The 19,870-nt window shown below is 58.2% G+C and carries 21 protein-coding genes; 6 read left to right on the top strand and 15 right to left on the bottom strand.

Annotated features, from left to right (window positions below):
• Positions 1-8: 8 nt before the first annotated feature.
• From rlmC to BHE81_RS20395, 10 genes are all read right to left on the bottom strand, one after another.
• Positions 9-1,136, bottom strand: coding sequence for a 23S rRNA (uracil(747)-C(5))-methyltransferase RlmC (gene rlmC / locus BHE81_RS20440; protein WP_002896378.1), 1,128 nt, complete (start codon positions 1,134-1,136; stop codon positions 9-11).
• A gap of 41 nt (positions 1,137-1,177) precedes the next feature.
• Positions 1,178-1,666 (bottom strand): YbjO family protein, encoded by a 489-nt coding sequence (locus BHE81_RS20435; RefSeq protein ID WP_002896376.1) that lies wholly within the window; start codon positions 1,664-1,666, stop codon positions 1,178-1,180.
• Between the two features lie 57 nt (positions 1,667-1,723).
• Positions 1,724-2,569, bottom strand: coding sequence for a putrescine ABC transporter permease PotI (potI, locus tag BHE81_RS20430; RefSeq protein ID WP_002896372.1), 846 nt, complete (start codon positions 2,567-2,569; stop codon positions 1,724-1,726).
• Positions 2,566-3,519: a putrescine ABC transporter permease PotH gene (gene potH, locus BHE81_RS20425; RefSeq protein ID WP_002896371.1), complete on the bottom strand. Its 954-nt coding sequence runs from the start codon at positions 3,517-3,519 to the stop codon at positions 2,566-2,568. The genes potI and potH overlap by 4 nt, the downstream gene beginning before the upstream one ends.
• Before the next feature lie 10 nt (positions 3,520-3,529).
• The gene (potG, locus tag BHE81_RS20420) at positions 3,530-4,663 is read right to left on the bottom strand and encodes a putrescine ABC transporter ATP-binding subunit PotG (protein ID WP_002896370.1); all 1,134 of its coding nucleotides are present in this window, start codon (positions 4,661-4,663) and stop codon (positions 3,530-3,532) included.
• 163 nt (positions 4,664-4,826) lie between these two features.
• Positions 4,827-5,939 carry a spermidine/putrescine ABC transporter substrate-binding protein PotF gene (potF, locus tag BHE81_RS20415; RefSeq protein ID WP_002896368.1) on the bottom strand — a complete coding sequence of 371 codons (1,113 nt, stop codon included), beginning with the start codon at positions 5,937-5,939 and terminating at the stop codon, positions 4,827-4,829.
• 348 nt (positions 5,940-6,287) lie between these two features.
• Positions 6,288-6,767, bottom strand: a complete 480-nt coding sequence (locus BHE81_RS20410) for a YbjN domain-containing protein (protein WP_002896365.1) — start codon at positions 6,765-6,767, stop codon at positions 6,288-6,290.
• 88 nt (positions 6,768-6,855) lie between these two features.
• Complete coding sequence (gene rimK, locus BHE81_RS20405; RefSeq protein WP_002896363.1) at positions 6,856-7,758, bottom strand: 30S ribosomal protein S6--L-glutamate ligase; 903 nt, start codon at positions 7,756-7,758, stop codon at positions 6,856-6,858.
• A 114-nt stretch (positions 7,759-7,872) separates the two neighbouring features.
• Entirely contained in the window at positions 7,873-8,595 is a 723-nt protein-coding gene (gene nfsA, locus BHE81_RS20400; protein ID WP_004179133.1) for a nitroreductase NfsA, read from the bottom strand.
• On the bottom strand, positions 8,579-8,866 hold the full coding sequence (locus BHE81_RS20395) for a YbjC family protein (protein ID WP_004179132.1): 288 nt from the start codon (positions 8,864-8,866) through the stop codon (positions 8,579-8,581). Before BHE81_RS20395 ends, nfsA begins: the two co-directional genes overlap by 17 nt.
• Positions 8,867-9,068: 202 nt before the next feature.
• On the opposite strand from BHE81_RS20395, the gene BHE81_RS20390 reads away from it, so the two are divergent.
• On the top strand, positions 9,069-9,332 hold the full coding sequence (locus BHE81_RS20390; RefSeq protein WP_002896352.1) for a GrxA family glutaredoxin: 264 nt from the start codon (positions 9,069-9,071) through the stop codon (positions 9,330-9,332).
• A 6-nt stretch (positions 9,333-9,338) separates the two neighbouring features.
• Here BHE81_RS20390 and ybjM read toward each other — a convergent pair whose 3' ends face one another.
• Complete coding sequence (ybjM, locus tag BHE81_RS20385) at positions 9,339-9,722, bottom strand: inner membrane protein YbjM (protein ID WP_002896351.1); 384 nt, start codon at positions 9,720-9,722, stop codon at positions 9,339-9,341.
• Positions 9,723-9,988: 266 nt separating this feature from the next.
• Between ybjM and BHE81_RS20380 the strand changes: the two genes are divergently transcribed.
• Positions 9,989-11,674, top strand: a complete 1,686-nt coding sequence (locus tag BHE81_RS20380; RefSeq protein WP_004147745.1) for an aspartate:alanine antiporter — start codon at positions 9,989-9,991, stop codon at positions 11,672-11,674.
• A 177-nt stretch (positions 11,675-11,851) separates the two neighbouring features.
• Here the strand turns inward: BHE81_RS20380 and BHE81_RS20375 are convergent, their stop codons facing one another.
• Positions 11,852-12,415: a TetR/AcrR family transcriptional regulator gene (locus tag BHE81_RS20375; protein WP_023302134.1), complete on the bottom strand. Its 564-nt coding sequence runs from the start codon at positions 12,413-12,415 to the stop codon at positions 11,852-11,854.
• An 82-nt stretch (positions 12,416-12,497) separates the two neighbouring features.
• Between BHE81_RS20375 and BHE81_RS20370 the strand changes: the two genes are divergently transcribed.
• Positions 12,498-13,700 carry an MFS transporter gene (locus BHE81_RS20370; RefSeq protein WP_004151719.1) on the top strand — a complete coding sequence of 401 codons (1,203 nt, stop codon included), beginning with the start codon at positions 12,498-12,500 and terminating at the stop codon, positions 13,698-13,700.
• Positions 13,700-14,512: a Cof-type HAD-IIB family hydrolase gene (locus BHE81_RS20365; RefSeq protein WP_004141971.1), complete on the top strand. Its 813-nt coding sequence runs from the start codon at positions 13,700-13,702 to the stop codon at positions 14,510-14,512. Before BHE81_RS20370 ends, BHE81_RS20365 begins: the two co-directional genes overlap by 1 nt.
• A gap of 37 nt (positions 14,513-14,549) precedes the next feature.
• On the opposite strand, the gene kdeA is transcribed toward BHE81_RS20365, so the two are convergent.
• Positions 14,550-15,782 carry a multidrug efflux MFS transporter KdeA gene (kdeA, locus tag BHE81_RS20360; protein ID WP_004151718.1) on the bottom strand — a complete coding sequence of 411 codons (1,233 nt, stop codon included), beginning with the start codon at positions 15,780-15,782 and terminating at the stop codon, positions 14,550-14,552.
• A gap of 327 nt (positions 15,783-16,109) precedes the next feature.
• Between kdeA and ybjG the strand changes: the two genes are divergently transcribed.
• The gene (gene ybjG / locus BHE81_RS20350; RefSeq protein ID WP_004141974.1) at positions 16,110-16,703 is read left to right on the top strand and encodes an undecaprenyl-diphosphate phosphatase; all 594 of its coding nucleotides are present in this window, start codon (positions 16,110-16,112) and stop codon (positions 16,701-16,703) included.
• A 101-nt stretch (positions 16,704-16,804) separates the two neighbouring features.
• On the top strand, positions 16,805-17,563 hold the full coding sequence (gene deoR / locus BHE81_RS20345; protein ID WP_004151717.1) for a DNA-binding transcriptional repressor DeoR: 759 nt from the start codon (positions 16,805-16,807) through the stop codon (positions 17,561-17,563).
• Positions 17,564-17,601: 38 nt separating this feature from the next.
• On the opposite strand, the gene dacC is transcribed toward deoR, so the two are convergent.
• Complete coding sequence (gene dacC, locus BHE81_RS20340) at positions 17,602-18,804, bottom strand: serine-type D-Ala-D-Ala carboxypeptidase (protein ID WP_004191175.1); 1,203 nt, start codon at positions 18,802-18,804, stop codon at positions 17,602-17,604.
• A 647-nt stretch (positions 18,805-19,451) separates the two neighbouring features.
• Positions 19,452-19,580, bottom strand: coding sequence for a hypothetical protein (locus BHE81_RS28320; protein ID WP_032409999.1), 129 nt, complete (start codon positions 19,578-19,580; stop codon positions 19,452-19,454).
• Positions 19,581-19,870: the final 290 nt, after the last annotated feature.

The following is a 19,870-nucleotide window of genomic DNA, read 5'->3' as shown; positions in this document are numbered from 1 at the left end:
CATTTTGTTTAAACTTCGCGGACCAGCAGGGTCAGCACTTCGTAGTGGGCGGTGTGAGGGAACATATCAAACAGCTGGACCCGCTCAACGCGATAGCCGCTAAGACGAGCGATATCGGTCGCCATGGTGCGGGCGTTACAGCTGGAATAGATAATATAGGGCGGCGCCATGCGGCTTAAATAGTCGCATAGTTCAGCGCCAATACCGCGGCGCGGCGGGTTAACCAGCACCAGCTGCGGGGCATCCGCTTCGTGAGTGGCGAACTGCGTGGAGTCCAGCGCCTGAAAATGCAGATTGCTGAGCCCCAGCTGCGCGGCTGACTGTCTGGCGCAGGCGATGGCTTCCGGGGCGATCTCGATACCGGTCAGGCGCATCGTCGGCGTCGCGCAGTGCAGGCCAAATCCCCCAACGCCGCAAAACAGATCCCACATATGCTGGACCGGCAGCGCGCGCACCCAGTCGCGGGCCGTGGCGTACAGCCGGCTGGCTACCGCCGGATTGGTCTGAAAGAAGCTTTGCGGGCGGATCCACAGCGGCACCCCATTAAAGACCTCCCCCAGCGCCTGCTGTTCGGTGAAGAAGATCTCCTGCTCGCCTTCCATGATTGCCATATGCACCGGCTGGATATTCGCCGTGATCACGCTGAGCTGCGGCAGCTGTGCCTGTAGCCACGGCAGCGCGGCGCGCAGCTGAGCCACCTTGGCCTCTGAGCGCAGCACGAAGCGCAGCATCATCTCCCCCTGCTGGCTGGCGGTCAGCAGCAGGTATTTCAGCTCCCCGCGTTTGCGCGCGACGTTGTAAGGTGTTAACCCGGCGCGGGCGATAAAGGGCTTCAGGGCAGCAAAAACCGGGGCAAACTCGGCGGGATAGAGCGGGCAGTCGGTGAGGTCCACCGGAGTGCCATCGCGGTGCAGCATCCCCAACAGCGGACGCTCAACGCTGCCGCTGACCACCATTTTAGCCTTGTTACGGAAAGCCGCCTCCGGCCCGCTGACCGGCTCGCCCCAGGCTGCGACCGGGATCGCCGCCAGCAGCGTGCGCAGATCGGCCATTTTATCGGCGAGCTGTTGCGGGACCGGCCGCTCCAGCCATTGACAGGAGCGGCAGCGGCCGGCGTCGTAGAGTGCGCAATGCATAATTGACCTTCAAAAATCCAGGGGCGGGGATTGTATCACCGTTATTGCAGGCGGAAAAAGCGACGGCAGTTCGCCGGCACGAACAGCAGCGTCAGAACCAGCAGATCCGGCAGTTTTTGCATCACCAGCGAGTGGAAAATTTCTCGTTTTGATTCCCCGGGAATGCTGAACAGCTCCGGATACCCGTAGCCCAGCGATGCCGCCCACAGGTAGCCGGCAGCGATAATCTGCGTCAGCAGATAGATCCAGCGCGCCCAGTTGCGCCCTTTCACCAGCGAGAAGGCGCACCAGATTTCGATAAACACCAGCGCCAGGCTGCCGAGAAAGACCAGCGTCAGGTTCCATGTCTGAACGCTGCGGTGTATGAATTCGTTCAGCCCCTGCAGGCCCAACAGATTAAGGATCATCAGCAGATCCAGGCCACGAATCAAAATAATAGCAAAGGCCGCCACCTGCACCAGCGCAGGGACGTTAAGGCGGGCATGCGATGAGCGAGTTTTCGTAAACAATCCCAACGTAATGTCTTCCATGAAAACGGCGCCACAGGGTGGCGCCGACCGGAGGCTGCTGTACCGATTTTAGGTGGTTCAGCCTTGTCTTGCACGCTGGATATCGCGCACTCGCTGCTTTTCTGCGCGGGCCATCAAATACCAGGCGATAAAACCAACAATACCGACCACGCCGAGGATGAGCGTCGCCAGGGCGTTGATCTCCGGGTTGACCCCCATGCGCACGCTGGAGAAGACCAGCATCGGCAAGGTCGTGGCCCCGGGACCGGAGACAAAGCTGGCGATCACCAGGTCATCCAGCGACAGCGTGAAGGCCAGCAGCCAGCCGGAGATCACCGCTGGCATAATCATCGGCAGCGTGATGACGAAGAAGACCTTCAGCGGCGCGGCGCCAAGATCCATCGCCGCCTCTTCAATAGAGTGGTCCAGCTCGCGCAGGCGCGAGGAGATCACCACCGCCACGTAGGCGGTACAGAAGGTGACATGCGCCAGCCAGATGGTCAACATGCCGCGGTCCGACGGCCAGCCGATGGCATGTCCCAGCGCCACGAACAGCAGCAGCAGCGAGAGACCGGTGATCACGTCCGGCATGACCAGCGGCGCGGTGATCATAAACGCGAAGCCGTTGGAGCCGCGAAAACGCCCAAAGCGCACCATCACCACCGCGGCGATGGTACCGAGGATCGCCGCCGCCGTCGCCGCGCAGGCGGCGATGGTCAGGCTCAATCCTACCGCGCTCATCATCGCATCATCGTGGAACAGTTCGCTATACCAGCGCGTCGACCATCCGGCCCAGACCGTTACCAGCTTCGAGCTGTTGAACGAGTAGATCACCAGCATCAGCATCGGGGCGTAGAGGAAGGTGAACCCGAGCACGAGGATCAGAATGCGCCACGGCGAGCGTACTACCGGCAAGTCGTTCATCCCTGCTCTCCCATCTGTTTTTGCTGGTGCTTGTGGAACCACATGATCGGCACGATCAGCAACAGCAGCATGACAATCGCCACCGCCGAGGCGACCGGCCAGTCGCGGTTGTTAAAGAACTCCTGCCACAGCACGCGGCCAATCATGATGCTGTCCGGCCCGCCCAGCAGTTCCGGGATCACGAACTCGCCGACCGCCGGGATAAACACCAGCATGGAGCCGGCGATAATGCCGCCTTTGGTGAGCGGGACGATCACCTGGAAGAAGGTCTTCAGCGGCCGGGCGCCGAGATCCAGCGAGGCCTCCACCAGCGAATAGTCGATGCGGGTCAGCGCGGTGTAGATAGGCAGCACCATAAACGGCAGATAGGCATACACGATACCGATGTACACCGCCAGGTTGGTGTGCAGGATCTCCAGCGGCTGATCGATAACCCCTAACCACAGCAGGAAGTTATTCAACACCCCGTTGCTCTTCAGCAGCCCCATCCAGGCATAGACGCGGATCAAAAACGAGGTCCACGACGGGAGGATCACCAACAGCAGCAGAATATTACGCGTCGACGGCTTGCTGTGCGCCACCGCCCAGGCCAGCGGATAGCCCAGCAGCAGGCAGCAGATCGTCGAGATACCCGCCACCTGCAGCGACTGGAGATAAGCTTCAAAATAGAGCGGATCGTCAGTCAACTGTAGGAAGTTGGCAAAGTTAAGCGTCAGCGTCAGCTGGCCGTCCGCCCACTCCATCAGCTCGGTGTAGGGAGGGATCGCCCGCGCCATCTCGGCAAGACTTATCTTGAACACGATCAGGAACGGTAGCATAAACAACAGGATCAGCCACAGATAGGGCAGCGCAATCACCAGCTTGCGGCCATGCGCCATCTGCAGGCGCGCCGCCCACAGCGCGAAGCCGCCCGGTTTTTTCGCCCCTGACGGGGATTCAACGGTATTCATCGCCCTCTCCTCACACCGTCAGCACAACGCAGCTGTCAGCATCCCAGCATAAACGCACCTCATCGCCCCAGGTGGGCGTCCCTTTCCGATGGCGGTGTTCATTCTGCAGCTGGGCGCTGATCATCTGCCCGCTTTGCAGGCGCACATGATAGATAGAGAGATCCCCCAGATAGGCGATATGAATCACCTCGCCGACGGCAAAATTGTAGCCGTCCGCCGGCGGTTCATCGCACAGCATGATCTTCTCCGGACGCAGCGCCACCCAGACCGGCACGTTGTCCACCACCGAGGCGTCGGGGTCGACCTTCAGCGGATGCATCAGTCCCGGCGAGCTTAGCACCAGACCGTCTTCCAGACGCTCCTTCACCAGCCCTTCAAAGACGTTCACCGAGCCGATAAACTCGGCGCTGTAGCGGGTAGTCGGGTGCTCGTAAATCTCTTCCGGTTCGCCAATCTGCACAAACTTGCCGCGATTCATGATGGCGATACGGCCCGCCATGGTCATCGCCTCTTCCTGATCGTGGGTCACCATCACGCAGGTCACGCCAACGCGCTCAAGAATATCCACCACCTCGAGCTGCATGCGATCGCGCAGCTTTTTATCCAGCGCCCCCATCGGTTCATCAAGCAGCAGCAGCTTGGGCCGTTTCGCCAGGCTGCGCGCCAACGCGACGCGCTGCCGCTGGCCGCCTGAGAGTTGGTGCGGCTTACGTTTGGCAAACTCCTGCATATGTACCAGGGCCAGCATCTCCTGCACCCGGGCGGTGATTTCCGCCTTAGGCAGGCGGTCCTGCTTCAGGCCGAAGGCAATATTCTGCTCAACGGTCATATGGGGAAACAGGGCATAGGACTGGAACATCATATTAATAGGCCGCTGATAGGGCGGCACGCGCGCCAGATCCACGCCGTCGAGCATAATCTGCCCGGCGGTCGGTTGTTCAAAGCCCGCCAGCATGCGCAGCAGCGTCGATTTCCCGCAGCCTGACGCGCCCAGCAGAGCAAAAATTTCGCCTTTGTAGATAGTGAGACTGACGTCGTCGACCGCATGCTGGCCATCAAACGACTTGGTTAAGTTACGGATTTCCAGTAGCGGGGTCAGCGCTTTGGGGGCTTTCGCCTGTGGGCGGGGCATTACGTCGTTCAATCGGGTGCTCTCCGGCAAAAAAACGATCACCATATGGTCCGGTGCCATACTTCGTGCTTAACAGTGCATTTGCACCATCCTGGTGCTTCTGCTCGCCGGGCGCGCTGCTATTTCCCGGCGAGTGCAGATCTGATTTGGCCCGTATTCGACGGGCCGTCAGGAATTATTTGCCGCTCTTCACTTTGGTCCACGCGCGGGTGCGCACGCGGTCAATCTTCGGATCCTGCACCTTCAGCGTGAACAGTTTGGCGAACACATCCGCTGGCGGATAAATCGCCGGGTTGTTACGGATAGTCTCGCTGACCAGCGGCGTGGAAGCCTTGTTGCCGTTGGCGTAGAACACCTGGTCGCTGATTTTGGCGATGACGTCCGGACGCATCAGATAGTTAAGGAACTGATAGGCTTCATCTTTATTCTTCGCGTCGGCCGGCATGGCAAAGACGTCAAAGAACGCCAGCGCGCCTTCCTTCGGAATAAAGTAGGAGACATTGACGCCGTTCTTCGCCTCTTTCGCGCGGTTGGCCGCCTGCCAGACGTCCCCTGCCCAGCCGATCGCCACGCAGATGTCGCCATTGGCAAGGTCGTTAATATATTGCGAAGAGTGGAAGTAGCGAATGTTCGGCCGCAGCTTCAGCAGCAGATCGGTCGCCGGGCCGGTGTAATCATCCGCTTTGCTGCTGTTCGGATCTTTGCCGAGGTAGTTCAGCACGGTGGCGAAAATCTCTTCCGGCGCGTCGAGGAAGGAGACGCCGCAGCTTTTCAGTTTTTCGAGGTTCTCCGGCTTCAGCACCAGATCCCAGCTGTCCACCGGCGCATCTTTGCCGAGAACGGCTTTCACCTTATCCACGTTGTAGCCAATGCCCGTCGTCGCCCACAGGTAAGGCATGGCGTATTTATTCTCCGGGTCATGCTTGGCGACCAGCTTCAGCACTTCGGGGTCAAGGTTCTTCCAGTTGGGCAGCTTACTTTTATCCAGCGGCTGGAACACGCCCGCCGCCAGCTGGCGTTCGAGGAAGCTTGCCGACGGCACCACCAGGTCGAAACCGGTGCTACCCGCCATTAATTTGCCTTCCAGCACTTCGTTGGAATCAAAAACGTCATACACCACTTTAATCCCGGTCTCTTTTTCGAAATTCGCTACCGTGTCCGGCGCGATATAATCAGACCAGTTATAAACATGCAGGGTTTTTTGTTCGGCGGCGAGCGAACCGGCAGAGACGGCCATCAGCGCACCCGTAACCAGACCTGTTAACCATTTTTTACCAAAGGCGGTCATATCTCTTTTCCTTCTCAACGCCCGTTAACTTACGGGCTCAAATATACGCATTTCTACGCATGCAAAAATCATGCATATTTTTTCATTGCCTGAGAAAAGGAGAGCGGATCTCTCCCGGAGTGGTTGCTCGCAACTGGAAGCATCGCCAGAATAACTGTAGCCAGAATAAGAGGCTATAGCCCAGGTAAAAAAACGCCTTTTATCAAATTTTTATGCAATAACGGTCTACGTGATAAGCCAAAACGGCCTGAATGGCGGTGAATAATGCTTTAAAGAAAGGTTAAATGCAGAATAAAAGCGGGTAATACGCAGCCGCTGCGGTAGTGGCTGCGCTAATTTTAGGCAGGTTTAGTGAAGAAAATGGTATTGCACGTTTTCCGCCGCAGGCTCTTCTTCTTCGCCTTTGTACAGCAGCTGATTTGCGCCGGCTTCGAGGATTACCATCGAGATCTGCTCTTCGCTTTGGCGGAAGAACCAGGCGAACTGCTCCATGGTCACCCCTGGGCCGATAGACAGCGACTGGCAAACCACCAGCTTGGGCAAATTATCGTCCTGAATGTCGATAAACGCCTTCACGGTTAACGAGCTGGCGTTGATGGCCGAGAGATCCGCCGACAGCGCCAGCAGGGCAGACGGCTTCACCTCCGCCAGGGCGGAAAAGAGCACCACGTTGTCCACCAGGTCAATTTTGGCATCAAAAATACCGTCGAAATTCTGCATATGCGGCAGGTGCAATGCCTGACAGGAATCGCACTCAAAAAAGCTGATGCCGATTTCGTCCAGCCAGCGACGTAGCGTATCCAGACCTGGAACGACCAGTGAATCCATAGTGCCTGTGACCTCTTACAGTGGAAAAACGACGCCATAGCTTACGCAAAAAAAGCGCCGCATACCATGGCCGTCTTGCATCCGGCGGTTAGCCGCCTATTTTCAAACAGAATTCCGGCGTCGCCTGGCGCTCGATCCAGGCGATCATCTTGCCGGCGACATCCACGCCGGTGGTGGTTTCCACCCCTTCCAGCCCCGGCGAGGCATTCACCTCCATCACCAGCGGCCCGCGGGCGGCGCGTAAAATATCGACACCGGCGGCGTCCAGCCCGAGAGTTTGCGTTGCCTTGATGGCAATGGCCCGCTCCTCGTCGCTAATCTGCGCCACCGTGGCCATGCCGCCGCGGTGCAGGTTAGAGCGGAAATCCCCCTCTTTCGCCCGCCGCTCGATCGCCGCCACCACCTCATTGCCGACCACCAGGCAGCGGATATCGCACCCTTTCGCTTCGGCAATGTATTCCTGCACCAGAATATGAGCGTTCAGTCCGCGAAAGGCGTCGATCACGCTCTCCGCCGCCTGGCGGGTCTCCGCCAGCACCACGCCGATCCCCTGGGTGCCCTCCACCAGCTTCACCACCAGCGGCGCGCCGCCCACCATGGCGATCAGATCGCTGGTGTCATCCGGGGAGTGAGCGATGCCGGTCAATGGCAGATCGATGCCCTGGCGCGCCAGCAGCTGCAGCGAGCGCAGCTTATCGCGAGCGCGGGTGATGGCGACCGACTCATTCAGCGGATAGCTTCCCAGGAGCTCAAACTGGCGCAGGGCCGCGGTGCCATAGTAGGTGATCGCCGAGCCAATGCGCGGGATCACCGCATCAAAGTGTGGCAGCTGACGCCCTTTGTAGTGGATCGACGAGGCCACCGGGCTGACGTTCATATAACAGGAAAGCGGATCGAGGATCTCGATCTGATGACCGCGCTGTTGCGCTGCTTCGCGCAGGCGCCGACATGAATAAAGCGTTCCATCCCGGGATAATATGGCAATTTTCATCCTGCACCTCTGCGAAAAGACCCGCTCTGGCGGGCCTCAGCTATCGAACACACTTTCACCTTTCCTGCGGCCGGCGGCGGATATCACCTGGCCGGAGCAGCAGTGTACACGTAATCAGCGCGTTGCCCACCCCTGCTTATGCAGATAGTCAAGAATAAACGGACGACTCTCTTTCACGATAGTGCGCCGGATATGGTCGCTCCAGGTATCGCGGCGGGCGTTGCTGCCGCGCGACAGATAATAGTGCGCCAGCTGTTCGTCATACTCCGCCAGCAGCGCGTTATCCAGCGGCTGATAGCGGTTCTCATGCACCAGCATGGCCGCCGGCATCCGCGGCTTGATATCCGGGTTATCCGCCGGCCAGCCAAGGCAAAGACCGAACAGCGGCAGGACGTGCTGCGGCAGCTCCAGCAGCTCTGTGACGGCCTCAATGCTGTTGCGCAACCCGCCGATATAGACGCCCCCTAGTCCGAGGGACTCGGCGGCGGTCAACGCGTTTTGCGCCAGCAGCGCCGTATCGACAACGCCGATCAGCAGCTGTTCCGCCAGCCCCAGCTGCGCCTGTGGGCAGATCTGCAGGTGGCGATTAAAGTCGGCGCAGAAGACCCAAAACTCCGCTGCCTGGGCGACGTGCTGCTGGCCGCCGGTCAGCGGGACCAAACGTTCACGCAGGGCCGGGTCAGTAATACGGATGATGGAGGTGCACTGTAAAAAACTCGAGGTAGATGCCGCTTGCGCGCTGGCGATAATCTCTGCGCGCTGTTCGTCGCTCACGGGGGCATCGGTGAAGTGGCGGATGGAACGGTGGCTGCGCAGCAGCTCAATGGTCGGCGTCATTACGTTTTTCTCTGTCAGACAAGGATTCAGGCTTTGGAGAGTGCGTTAACTGCGGGGCCACGATCTGCGCCATCCGCCACATAACGACGAGGGCGGCGGGGATCATCAGCACGATCCCGGCAAAGAGCATCACCAGCGCCGCGGTCGGGCTGGCAATGGGCGCAGGCAGCTGGACATACTGGTTAAGGGAGAGCCAGGCGAGGGTTAACAGCCCCATCCCGAGGATCTCAACCAGCAGTATGCTTTTCGGCAATGGGGCAAATTTTCGCATCACGCCTCTCCGGTTGATAAACGCGGCGCGCCAGCCAATTCCACCGCGCCGTCGGGCCAGTATACGGGTTTTGACAGTCCGACATTTATCAAACATAGCCGTAAACCATCGAAGTAAAAGGCAGAACCTTCTTTCCCTCCCCGCCCGTTCCAGGCATCATAAGCGCCATTCGCCATCCGGCTGAGGTTTAAGGAGAGAAGCAATGTTTACCGTTATTTTTGGTCGTCCAGGCTGCCCTTACTGCGTTCGCGCTAAAGAACTGGCAGAAAAACTGACCAACGAGCGTGATGATTTCAACTACCGCTACGTGGATATTCATGCCGAAGGCATCAGCAAAGCTGACCTGGAAAAAACCGTTGGCAAACCGGTTGAAACCGTGCCGCAGATTTTCGTCGACCAGAAACACATCGGCGGCTGCACCGATTTTGAAGCCTGGGCAAAAGAGAATCTCGGCCTGTTTGCCTGAGTCAATTTATTTGCTCGATGAATGACTGCGCCAGGTATCAAGCCAGGCGCAGATAAACAAAAAGCACAATGCCCCAAGCGCGCACCAGAACACGGCGCTCAACACCCACGCCATCTCCTGCCAGAACGTCCGGTGGGTCACGAAGAACAGCCGCATCGTCACCATGCAGACCGGCGCCGCCAGTATCGCGCCGAGCAAAGGACGCAGCACCCGCCGTCCGGGAGAGAGACAGCTCGCCGCCGCCCCTGGCAGCAAAAAGAAGAGCAGGCCCAGCTCCGGGTTGCCGCTGGCGCGAAATGCCCCTTTCATATGTAACAACAACGATAAGCACACCACAATGAACAGAACGAAGCCACAGATAATGCCGGCCCAACTACGCTCAGATTTCACCGTATCCTCCTGATGTTGCCTCTAACTCACGTCCACGTCGCCCAGTCAGATAAAGCATTTCGGCAGTCCATGCCAATAACTCCCCTACCAGCCTAAAAACGATTGTCACTAGCCGCCGCATCCAGGAAGGATTAAACTAGCGGTATATTTTTGCTGGTTATAACAGGGTGCCAGAATAGGTTCGCGACAACGCGAACGCCTGAGCAACCTTAGACCAAATAACCATTTCCTTCAACAACTTACTAGTAAATGAGAAGTTGGCTTTCGTGAATATAAACGTCGCAGATTTGTTAAACGGGAATTACATCCTGTTATTATTCGTTGTACTTGCATTAGGACTATGCCTGGGAAAACTGCGTCTCGGCTCAGTACAACTTGGTAATTCCATTGGCGTTTTAGTCGTTTCTCTATTATTAGGCCAGCAGCATTTCGCGATTAACACCGATGCCCTTAATCTCGGCTTTATGCTGTTTATATTTTGCGTTGGCGTAGAAGCCGGGCCCAACTTTTTTTCTATTTTTTTCCGCGACGGGAAAAACTACCTGATGCTGGCGCTGGTGATGGTCGGCAGCGCGATGCTGATCGCCATGATGCTGGGTAAAGTGTTCGGCTGGGATATCGGGCTCACCGCCGGTATGCTGGCAGGCGCCATGACCTCCACCCCGGTGCTGGTGGGCGCGGGCGACACCCTGCGCCATTTCGGCCTGCCCAGCGATCAGCTGGCGCAGTCGCTTGACCATCTGAGCCTCGGCTATGCCCTGACCTATCTGGTTGGTCTGGTGAGCCTGATCGTCGGCGCCCGCTATATGCCCAAGCTGCAGCATCAGGATCTGCAGACCAGCGCCCAGCAAATCGCCCGCGAGCGCGGCCTCGATACCGATTCCAAACGTAAAGTCTACCTGCCGGTGATCCGCGCCTACCGCGTCGGCCCGGAGCTGGTGGCCTGGGCGGATGGCAAAAATCTGCGCGAACTGGGTATTTACCGCCAGACCGGCTGCTATATTGAACGCATTCGTCGCAACGGTATTCTGGCCAACCCGGACGGCGACGCGGTGCTGCAGATGGGTGACGATATTGCGCTGGTGGGCTACCCGGACGCCCACGCCCGCCTCGACCCGAGCTTCCGCAACGGTAAAGAGGTGTTCGACCGCGATCTGCTCGACATGCGCATCGTCACTGAAGAGATTGTGGTCAAAAACCACAACGCCGTCGGCCGCCGCCTGGCGCAGCTCAAGCTTACCGACCACGGCTGCTTCTTAAACCGGGTTATTCGCAGCCAGATCGAGATGCCTATCGACGATAACGTCGTACTGAACAAAGGCGACGTGCTGCAGGTCAGCGGCGACGCCCGCCGCGTAAAAACCGTGGCCGACCGCATCGGCTTTATCTCCATTCACAGCCAGGTGACCGATCTGCTGGCCTTCTGCGCCTTCTTTATCGTTGGCCTGATGATCGGCATGATCACCTTCCAGTTCAGCTCCTTCAGCTTCGGCATCGGCAACGCCGCCGGCCTGCTGTTCGCCGGCATCATGCTTGGCTTCCTGCGCGCCAACCACCCAACCTTCGGCTATATCCCGCAGGGGGCGCTGAACATGGTGAAAGAGTTTGGTCTGATGGTGTTTATGGCCGGGGTCGGTCTCAGCGCCGGGGCCGGGATCAATAACGGGCTGGGCGCCGTCGGCGGCCAGATGCTGGCGGCAGGGCTTATCGTCAGCCTGGTGCCGGTGGTGATCTGCTTCCTGTTCGGCGCCTACGTGCTGCGCATGAACCGGGCGATGCTGTTCGGCGCCATGATGGGAGCCCGCACCTGCGCCCCGGCGATGGAGATCATCAGCGATACCGCGCGCAGCAATATTCCAGCGCTCGGCTACGCAGGGACCTACGCCATCGCCAACGTGCTGCTTACCCTTGCCGGGACGCTCATCGTGATCATCTGGCCAGGGCTACAATAATTTTTTGAGAAAAAAGCCGTCACAGGCAGAACTTTTTCTCAGGGCATCAGTCATAAGTAATGCCACTGCTTTTCTTTGATGTCCCCATTTTGTGGAGCCCATCAACCCCGCCACTTCGGTTCAAGGTTGATGGGTTTTTTGTTGCCTGCGTTTAGCCATTCCGGGTGAAACGTCGCTTCAGCGCCCCTCTTCCTGCGCCCTCTCCCCCGCCAGCTGCCCGACCATCATGCGGATTGCCGCCTTCGACAGCGGCGCGCGGTCGGTGACAAAGTGCAAGGTCATCCCTTCAATAAAGGCGTCGAGACCGCGGGCGGTATCGGGGGCAAACCATTGTTCCAGCGTCTGCTGGCTGCGCCGCATCCAGTTCTGCATCACCGCCTTCAGCGCCGGCTGACTGCTGCAGAACGCGTACAGCTGGTACATCAGCTCCATATTGCGCGCCGTGGTCATCTGGGCGCTGAAGATCAGATCCGCGATGGCATCGCAGGCTTGTTCCCGGTTCGTTACCCCGACGAAGCCTTGCTGATACTGCGCCGACATCTCGGCGGTAAACAGGCTGAACGCCTCCTCAATTAACGCCTCAATGCCGCTGAAATAGTAGGTCAGCGATCCCAGCGGCACATTCGCGCAGGTGGCGATTTTACGGTGCGTCACCGCATGGATGCCGTGCGCCGCGATGGTATCCAGCGTCGCCTGCAGGATGCGCTCGCGGCGCTGCGGATCGTTTGGTCTACGGGCCATGATTTTCCTCTTCCGGTTTATGTACAAATGTACACTTACTTGCTACTGTTGTCTTCACTCTTCTCCTTTAAGGCGTTTACGGATGACGACGCAATCCTCGCGCAGAGCGCTGCAGCTTCGGCTATGGGCGCTGTTTATGTTCTTTTTCATCCCCGGCTTGTTAATGGCCTCCTGGGCCACCCGCACGCCGGCGATCCGCGATCTGTTGGCGCTATCCACCGCAGAGATGGGCGTGGTGCTGTTTGGTCTGTCGGTGGGGTCGATGAGCGGTATTCTCTGCTCGGCGTGGCTGGTGAAGCGCTTTGGTACGCGCAAGGTCATCCGCACCACCATGTCCTTCGCCGTGCTTGGCATGCTGGTGCTCAGCCTGGCGCTGTGGGTCACTTCCGCCCCGCTGTTCGCCTTCGGTCTGGCTATCTTCGGCGCCAGCTTCGGCTCCGCAGAGGTCGCTATTAACGTCGAAGGCGCGGCCATCGAGCGGGAGATGAATAAAACGGTGCTGCCGATGATGCATGGCTTCTACAGCTTTGGCACCCTGTTCGGCGCCGGGGTGGGCATGGCAGTGACCGGATTCGGTCTGCCGGCCGCCCCGCACATCCTGGCGGCTGCGCTGGTGGCTATCCTGCCCATCGCCATTGCTATCCGCGCCATTCCCGACGGCACCGGTAAAAATGCCGCCGAAGTCGCCCACGGTGAGGCGAAAGGTCTGCCGGTGTGGCGCGACGCGCAGCTGCTGCTGATCGGCGTCATTGTCCTGGCGATGGCCTTTGCCGAAGGCTCGGCCAACGACTGGCTGCCGCTGCTGATGGTGGATGGCCACGGCTTTAGCCCCACCTCCGGCTCCCTGATTTATGCCGGTTTCACCCTCGGCATGACGCTGGGCCGCTTTACCGGCGGCTGGTTTATCGATCGCTACAGCCGGGTGGCGGTGGTCCGCGGCAGCGCAGTGATGGGCGCCCTCGGCATAGGCCTGATCATCTTCGTCGATAACCCCTGGGTGGCGGGCATCTCGGTGCTGCTGTGGGGCATTGGCGCCTCGCTCGGCTTCCCGCTGACCATCTCCGCCGCCAGCGATACCGGGCCGGACGCGCCCAAGCGCGTCAGCGTGGTGGCGATCACCGGCTATCTCGCTTTCCTCGTCGGGCCGCCGCTGCTGGGTTTCCTCGGCGAACACTTCGGCCTGCGCAGCGCCATGATGGTGGTGCTGGGTCTGGTGATGGTGGCGGCGCTGGTCGCCCGCGCGGTGGCTAAGCCACAATCTGAACCCGTTATGGAGAACAGCTAATGAGCATCAAACTGATTGCGGTGGATATGGACGGCACCTTTTTAAGCGATGCCAAAACTTATAACCGGCCGCGCTTCCTCGCCCAGTACCAGCGAATGCGCGAACAGAATATTCGCTTCGTGGTTGCCAGCGGCAACCAATATTATCAGCTGATCTCCTTTTTCCCGGAGATCGCCCATCAGATCGCCTTCGTGGCGGAAAATGGCGGCTGGGTGGTGAGCGGCAATGAAGACGTCTTCAACTGCCAACTGCCGGTTCACCACTTCAACGCCGTGGTCGACCATCTGCAGACGTTGCCGAATATCGAAATCATCGCCTGCGGGAAGCGCAGCGCCTACACCCTCAATCGCTACAACGACGCGCTGAAGACGGTGGCGGCGAAGTATTATCACCGCCTAGAACTGGTGGATGATTTTAACCATCTCGATGACACCATCCTCAAATTTGGTCTCAACGTGCCAGACAGCCTGATCCCGGAAATTCAGCCGAAGCTGCACGCGGCGCTGGGGGACATGGTCACCGCGGTGGCCACCGGCTACGGCAGCATCGACTTAATTATCCCGGGTGTGCACAAAGCCAACGGGCTGCGCATTTTGCAGCAGCGCTGGGGCATTGAGGATCACGAGGTAGTGGCGTTCGGCGACAGCGGCAACGATATCGAAATGCTGCAGCACGCCGGGTTTGGCTTTGCCATGGCCAACGCCCGGGAAGACGTCAAAGCCGTCGCCCGCTATCAGGCGCCGCATAACAACGAAGAAGGTGTCCTGCAGATTATTGATAAGGTGTTGGATCGCGAAGCGCCGTTCGCCTGATAAGACCCGGATGCGAGCGCATCCGGGTTGAAAACAACTACCCCTGCTGCGAATTGCCGACGCTTTTATCTTTCAGAAAGTAAATCATCAGCCCCAGCCATAGTACCCCACCCAGCAGGTTAAACAGGCTGAACAGCCCGTTGCCGCCCAGCTCGTAAGCATGTTTGCTGAGCTCGATGCCGACGGTGAAGATCAGCATCTGCAGCATTCCCATCGCCGCCGAGACCGTGCCTTTACTCATCTCGCTGGCGAACAGGGTTAAACGCACCAGGCCGGCGTTCGCGAGGCCAATCCCGAAGGCGTAGAAGCTCAGACCGGCCGTCATCCACAGATAAGCGTGGGAAGAGACCACGGTCGCCGCCGCAGAGAGGATCAGGCCAAACATGATCGGCCAACCGCCCATGATAATCAGCGAGCGCACGGTCCGGCGCGCAGTCAGGCGCGCCAGCACCAGGTTGCCGGCAATCAGCGCCCCGAAAATCGGCACCTGCAGCATGCCGTACTCATAGCTGGTGGCCTGTTCGCCGCTGATAATAATCACCGGCGACTGGGCAATCCACGCCAGCAGCGGCAGGCTGACAAAGCCGGTGGCCAGCGCGCCGGCGACGAAGCGCAGGTTCTTCAGCACCAGCCGATAGTCGCGGCCCAGCTCTTTCACCGACAGCTTTTCGCCCAGCCGCGTCGCGGTCTCCGGCATCGCCCGCTGCAGGCCGAAAAACGAGATGGCCGCCAGCACGGCGAACAGGACAAACATCATCTCCCACGGCAGGACATGCACCCAGGCGGCGCCCACCAGCGGCCCCAGCAGCGGGGCAATCAGCGCCACGTTAGCCATCAGGGCGGTGATTTTGATACACACCGCCTCCTCAAAGGACTCCTGTATCGCCGCATAGCCCACCGCGCCAATAAAGCACAGGCTGATCCCCTGCAGGAAGCGCAGCAGGGTAAACTGCTCAATGGTCTGCGCCAGCAGCGTCGCCAGGCAGGTGACGATGAACCATACTACGCCAGTCAACATCACCGGACGGCGGCCAATACGATCCGACAGCGGCCCCAGCAGCCACTGTAAAAACATGCCGCCTGCCAGATAGGCAGTCATTGAGGTAGGTACCCATTCGTTGCCCACCTGAAATTCCTGCACCACGGCTAACATGCCCGGCTGAATCATATCGTTGCCGATATAAGTGGAAAACTCGTACAGCACCAGACATAACGGGAACAACAGCGCCTGCCTTCCGAGGCGGCGGCCTGAAAGCGAATAATTTTGCATGAAATCTCTTATCTATCAAAAATCGCGCAAAGTGTAATGAAACTCCCGGCGCGGAGATAGTGAATTGTGGGTGACACCGCACAATATTACGAGCCGTGCGCCATCGTCCTGCCTCTCCCCTGTTATTCAGCCTGTGTATATATTCCGTTTATGTTTCAGCAATGTGACAAACGATATACTGACGTTTTTCAGGCTGTTAGCCGTAGACTTTATGGTAGTGGATTTCATAACAACCTGATCTTTAAGACAATGCCGCCTTTATCTCCGCACCGCTTTTATTTAGGGTAGGCGGCTTAATTGCTATCGGACCAACGAGCCTGGAAGTCTATGCTGGAAAATATTAACTATGCGCTGTTCGCCCTGCTCAACGCGACGCCTGCCTCGCCGCAGTGGGCCATTGAGATGGCGATCTTCATCGCTAAAGATCTGATTCTGATCGTACCTCTGCTGGTGGTGACATTGTGGCTGTGGGGGCCTGCCCAGCGGCAGATGGTGTTTAAGCTGATGCTGGCGCTGACGATCAGCCTGACCGTGTCGTGGGCGATCGGCCACCTCTATCCGCACGATCGGCCGTTTGTCGCCGGCGTAGGCTATAACTTCCTGCACCACGCGGCGGACGACTCCTTCCCCAGCGACCATGGCACCGTCAGCTTTACCTTTGCCCTGGCCTTCCTGTTCTGGCATCGCCTGTGGTCCGGCGCCCTGCTGATGGCCATTGCCGCCGCCATCGCCTGGTCCCGTGTCTATCTCGGCGTGCACTGGCCGCTGGATATGGTCGGCGGGCTGCTGGCCGGGATGTGCGGCTGCCTTGGCGCGGCGCTGATCTGGCATACGTTCGGCCCGGCGCTATACCATCAGCTGCAGCGGCTGTATCGTCTCTGCTTCTCCTTGCCAATCCGCAAAGGTTGGGTGCGCGGCTAAACGCCGCCGTCGCTGCGGCCACCGCGTGACTAACCCGCAAGCGACAGGTAAAATCCCGCTAACGCCCTGCCCCCGCAGGGCGATTTTAGCGCAGAGGGAATATGGAAACTCGCCGTGACGAACGTATCAGTCAGCTCATTCAGGCACTTAAACGCAGCGATAAGCTGCATCTGAAAGAAGCCGCTTCCCTGCTTGGGGTGTCGGAAATGACCATTCGTCGCGACCTCAATGGCCACAGCGGCCCGGTTGTGCTGCTCGGCGGATACATTGTGCTGGAGCCGCGCAGCGCCACCCATTATCTGCTCAGCGATCAAAAAACCCGGCTGGTCGAGGAAAAACGCCGTGCCGCTCGCCATGCGGCCGCGCTGCTGGAGGCCCATCAGATGGCCTTCTTCGACTGCGGGACCACCACGCCGTGGATTATTGACGCCATTGACGATGCCCTGCCCTTCACCGGCGTCTGCTACTCCCTGAACACCTTTCTGGCCCTGCAGGAAAAACCCCAGTGCCGCGCGGTCCTGTGCGGTGGGGAGTTTCATGCCAGCAACGCGATTTTTATGCCGCTGAGCCTTGAGGATACCCTCAGCCATCTGAGCCCTGATATCGCCTTTTACTCGGCGGCGGGGATCGACTGCGAGCAGGGGGCGACCTGCTATAACCTGGAAGAGCTGCCGGTTAAGCACTGGGCGATGCGTCACGCGCGCTATCACGTGCTGGTGGTCGATCACAGCAAGTTTGGCAAAGTGCGTCCGGCGCGCATGGGGGCGTTAGCGAAATTTGACGTGATTGCCAGCGATATCTGCCCGGATGATGAGCTGGTCGCGCTGGCGAAGGCGCAGCAGATTTCCCTACTGTATTGAAGCGTCGCTGCCCGCGCCCCGCAGGGCGCGGGCAGGCATCAGGAGAACCAGCTGCCGAACCAGCCGTGCAGTTTCATCAGCACGAAGTCGATCATCCGGCTGAAGAAGCCGCCCTCTTTTACCGACTCCATGACAATCAGCGGACGCTGTTCAATGGTTTTATCATTTAGCTTAAAGTCGATAGTCCCGACCACCTGCCCCTTCTCCAGCGGCGCGGTAAGCTGCGGCTGATTTAAGGTATAGCTGGCTTTCAGGTTTTTCAGCTGGCCCTTCGGCAAAGTGATAGAGCCCGCCTCGCCAGCCCCCAGTTTCGCTTCATTGCTATCGCCAAACCACACGCGCTGGGTAACGAAGGTGGCATCTGGTTTAATCGGCGTCACGGTTTCAAAGAAGCGGAAGCCCCAGGTCAGCAGTTTTTCTGACTCGTTAAAGCGAATGCGGTCGGTTTTGGTCCCCAGCACCACGGCGATCAAACGCATATCACCCTGAGTGGCCGAGGAGACGAGGTTATAGCCGGCCCCGGCGGTGGTCCCGGTTTTCACGCCATCGGCGTTGAGGTTGCTGCTCCACAGCAGGCGGTTGCGGTTCGGCTGGCGAATTTTATTGAAAGTGAACTCTTTCTCTTTATGTACCGCGTACTCTTCCGGTACGTCGTGGATCATCGCTTTGGTCAGCAGCGCCATATCGCGGGCGGTGCTGAACTGCCCCGGCGCGTCAAGGCCGTGGACGGTCATAAAGGTGGTGTTGGTCAGCCCCATCTTTTTGGCGTAGCCGTTCATCAGGCTAACGAAAGCGTCCTGGCTGCCCGCTACGTAGTCAGCAATCGCAATGCTGGCGTCGTTACCGGACTGAATGATGACCCCTTTGTTCAGATCTTCTACGGAAACCTGCATGCCAGGCTTGAGGAACATCACCGATGAGCCGCGCAGCGCCGGGTTGCCGGTCGCCCAGGCATCGCGCCCAACGGTCACCATATCGGTCAGTTTGATTTTTCCCGCTTTTATTGCCTGCCCTACCACGTAGCTGGTCATGATCTTCGTCAGACTGGCCGGGTCGAGTTTTTCATCGGCATTGCCTTCGCTGAGCACCTTCCCGCTGGCATAGTCCATCAGGATCCAGGCGCGAGCGTCAATTGAAGGGGCGTCGGGGAGTTGTTCCGCAGCCTGCACCGCAGGTGCGACAAGAAATAACAGCGCGCAACCTGCCGCGAGGCCGCGAAGGGAAAAAGCGTCATGCATCATAAGAGCCACCCAAGTATCCTTTCCAAACAAAATATGCCGCGCCACTCTGACCGCGCCGCAGCAACCGGTGAGTAAAGCGTACAAATGACCTTAAAGAAACAGCGAGTTGGTAAAGTTTTTAAAGTTTACGCAATAACATGCCGCTGTGCTTTAATCAGAACAATTTTTTTGATCGTAATCGCCTTAATGTTAACTTTATTATGGCAAGAAAAAAATCGCCTTTCAAAACCAATTAGTCACCGAAATTTCAATGATATAGCTCACTTGCCTTCGGGAAAAATGCTACTAAAGAGAGGTCGCAAGCGTGTCTTTCATTGTGGTTTGCCTGGTTATAGATTCACATTATGGCGGGAGCGTGTGGGGTAAGCGAAAGCCTGGCCAGTGATATCCAGTCGCCTCGCCCCCCTTCACCTGAGAACCGGGGATGGTTGTTACTGCTGATACCCTTCACAAAACTCAAAATGTCGGCCCGGTTGCATTCCATGAGGCCCAGTTCAACTTCCGAACTCACAATAACCACATCTGACTTGCTGCTGTAGAAGTCTCAGACGCTTAAATATAAACCTGAAGGTTCTGTAGGCCCTATTTACGCCTGAAATGCAGTTGAGAACTCCCGGGCTATGCTTGAGACGGTCATTACGCCCGTCTCAGGAAATTAGCAACAACGCCCGCACTTTTCTCTCCATCGGGCCTGCCCGATCGCCATGTTCAGCAGGGCTTCGATTGCCATAGCATTCCGCCGATGGAGGCGCAATATCCTTGATAAAGCATATCAATCAGCTATCCCCCCTATACGCCACCATCAGGGATTGAGGTCAGGAAGGGAGAGCCTCCCGCTAATGATATGAATTATTCGCCCACTGGATAAGCAGGCAGACGGCTTTCCTGTTTTAGTCGGCATATCGGTAAAAGATAGTTTATCGGGCTATTTTCCCTTTCCGTATTACACAAGTAAGAAAAATAGCACATCGATAAGGATGGATTCCTGGTCATTAAATACAGTATAGTTTCCCCTGCAATCTTTATGGAAGCGGGTAGCTCACCCGCAGTTATTCCATAAATTAAG

Origin of the sequence: Klebsiella sp. AqSCr (genome assembly GCF_008452795.1) — a bacterium.
GTDB classification, from domain to species: domain Bacteria; phylum Pseudomonadota; class Gammaproteobacteria; order Enterobacterales; family Enterobacteriaceae; genus Klebsiella; species Klebsiella pneumoniae.
Note: the sequence above shows the minus strand (reverse complement) of the source record. Positions and strands in the feature narration are given on the sequence as shown.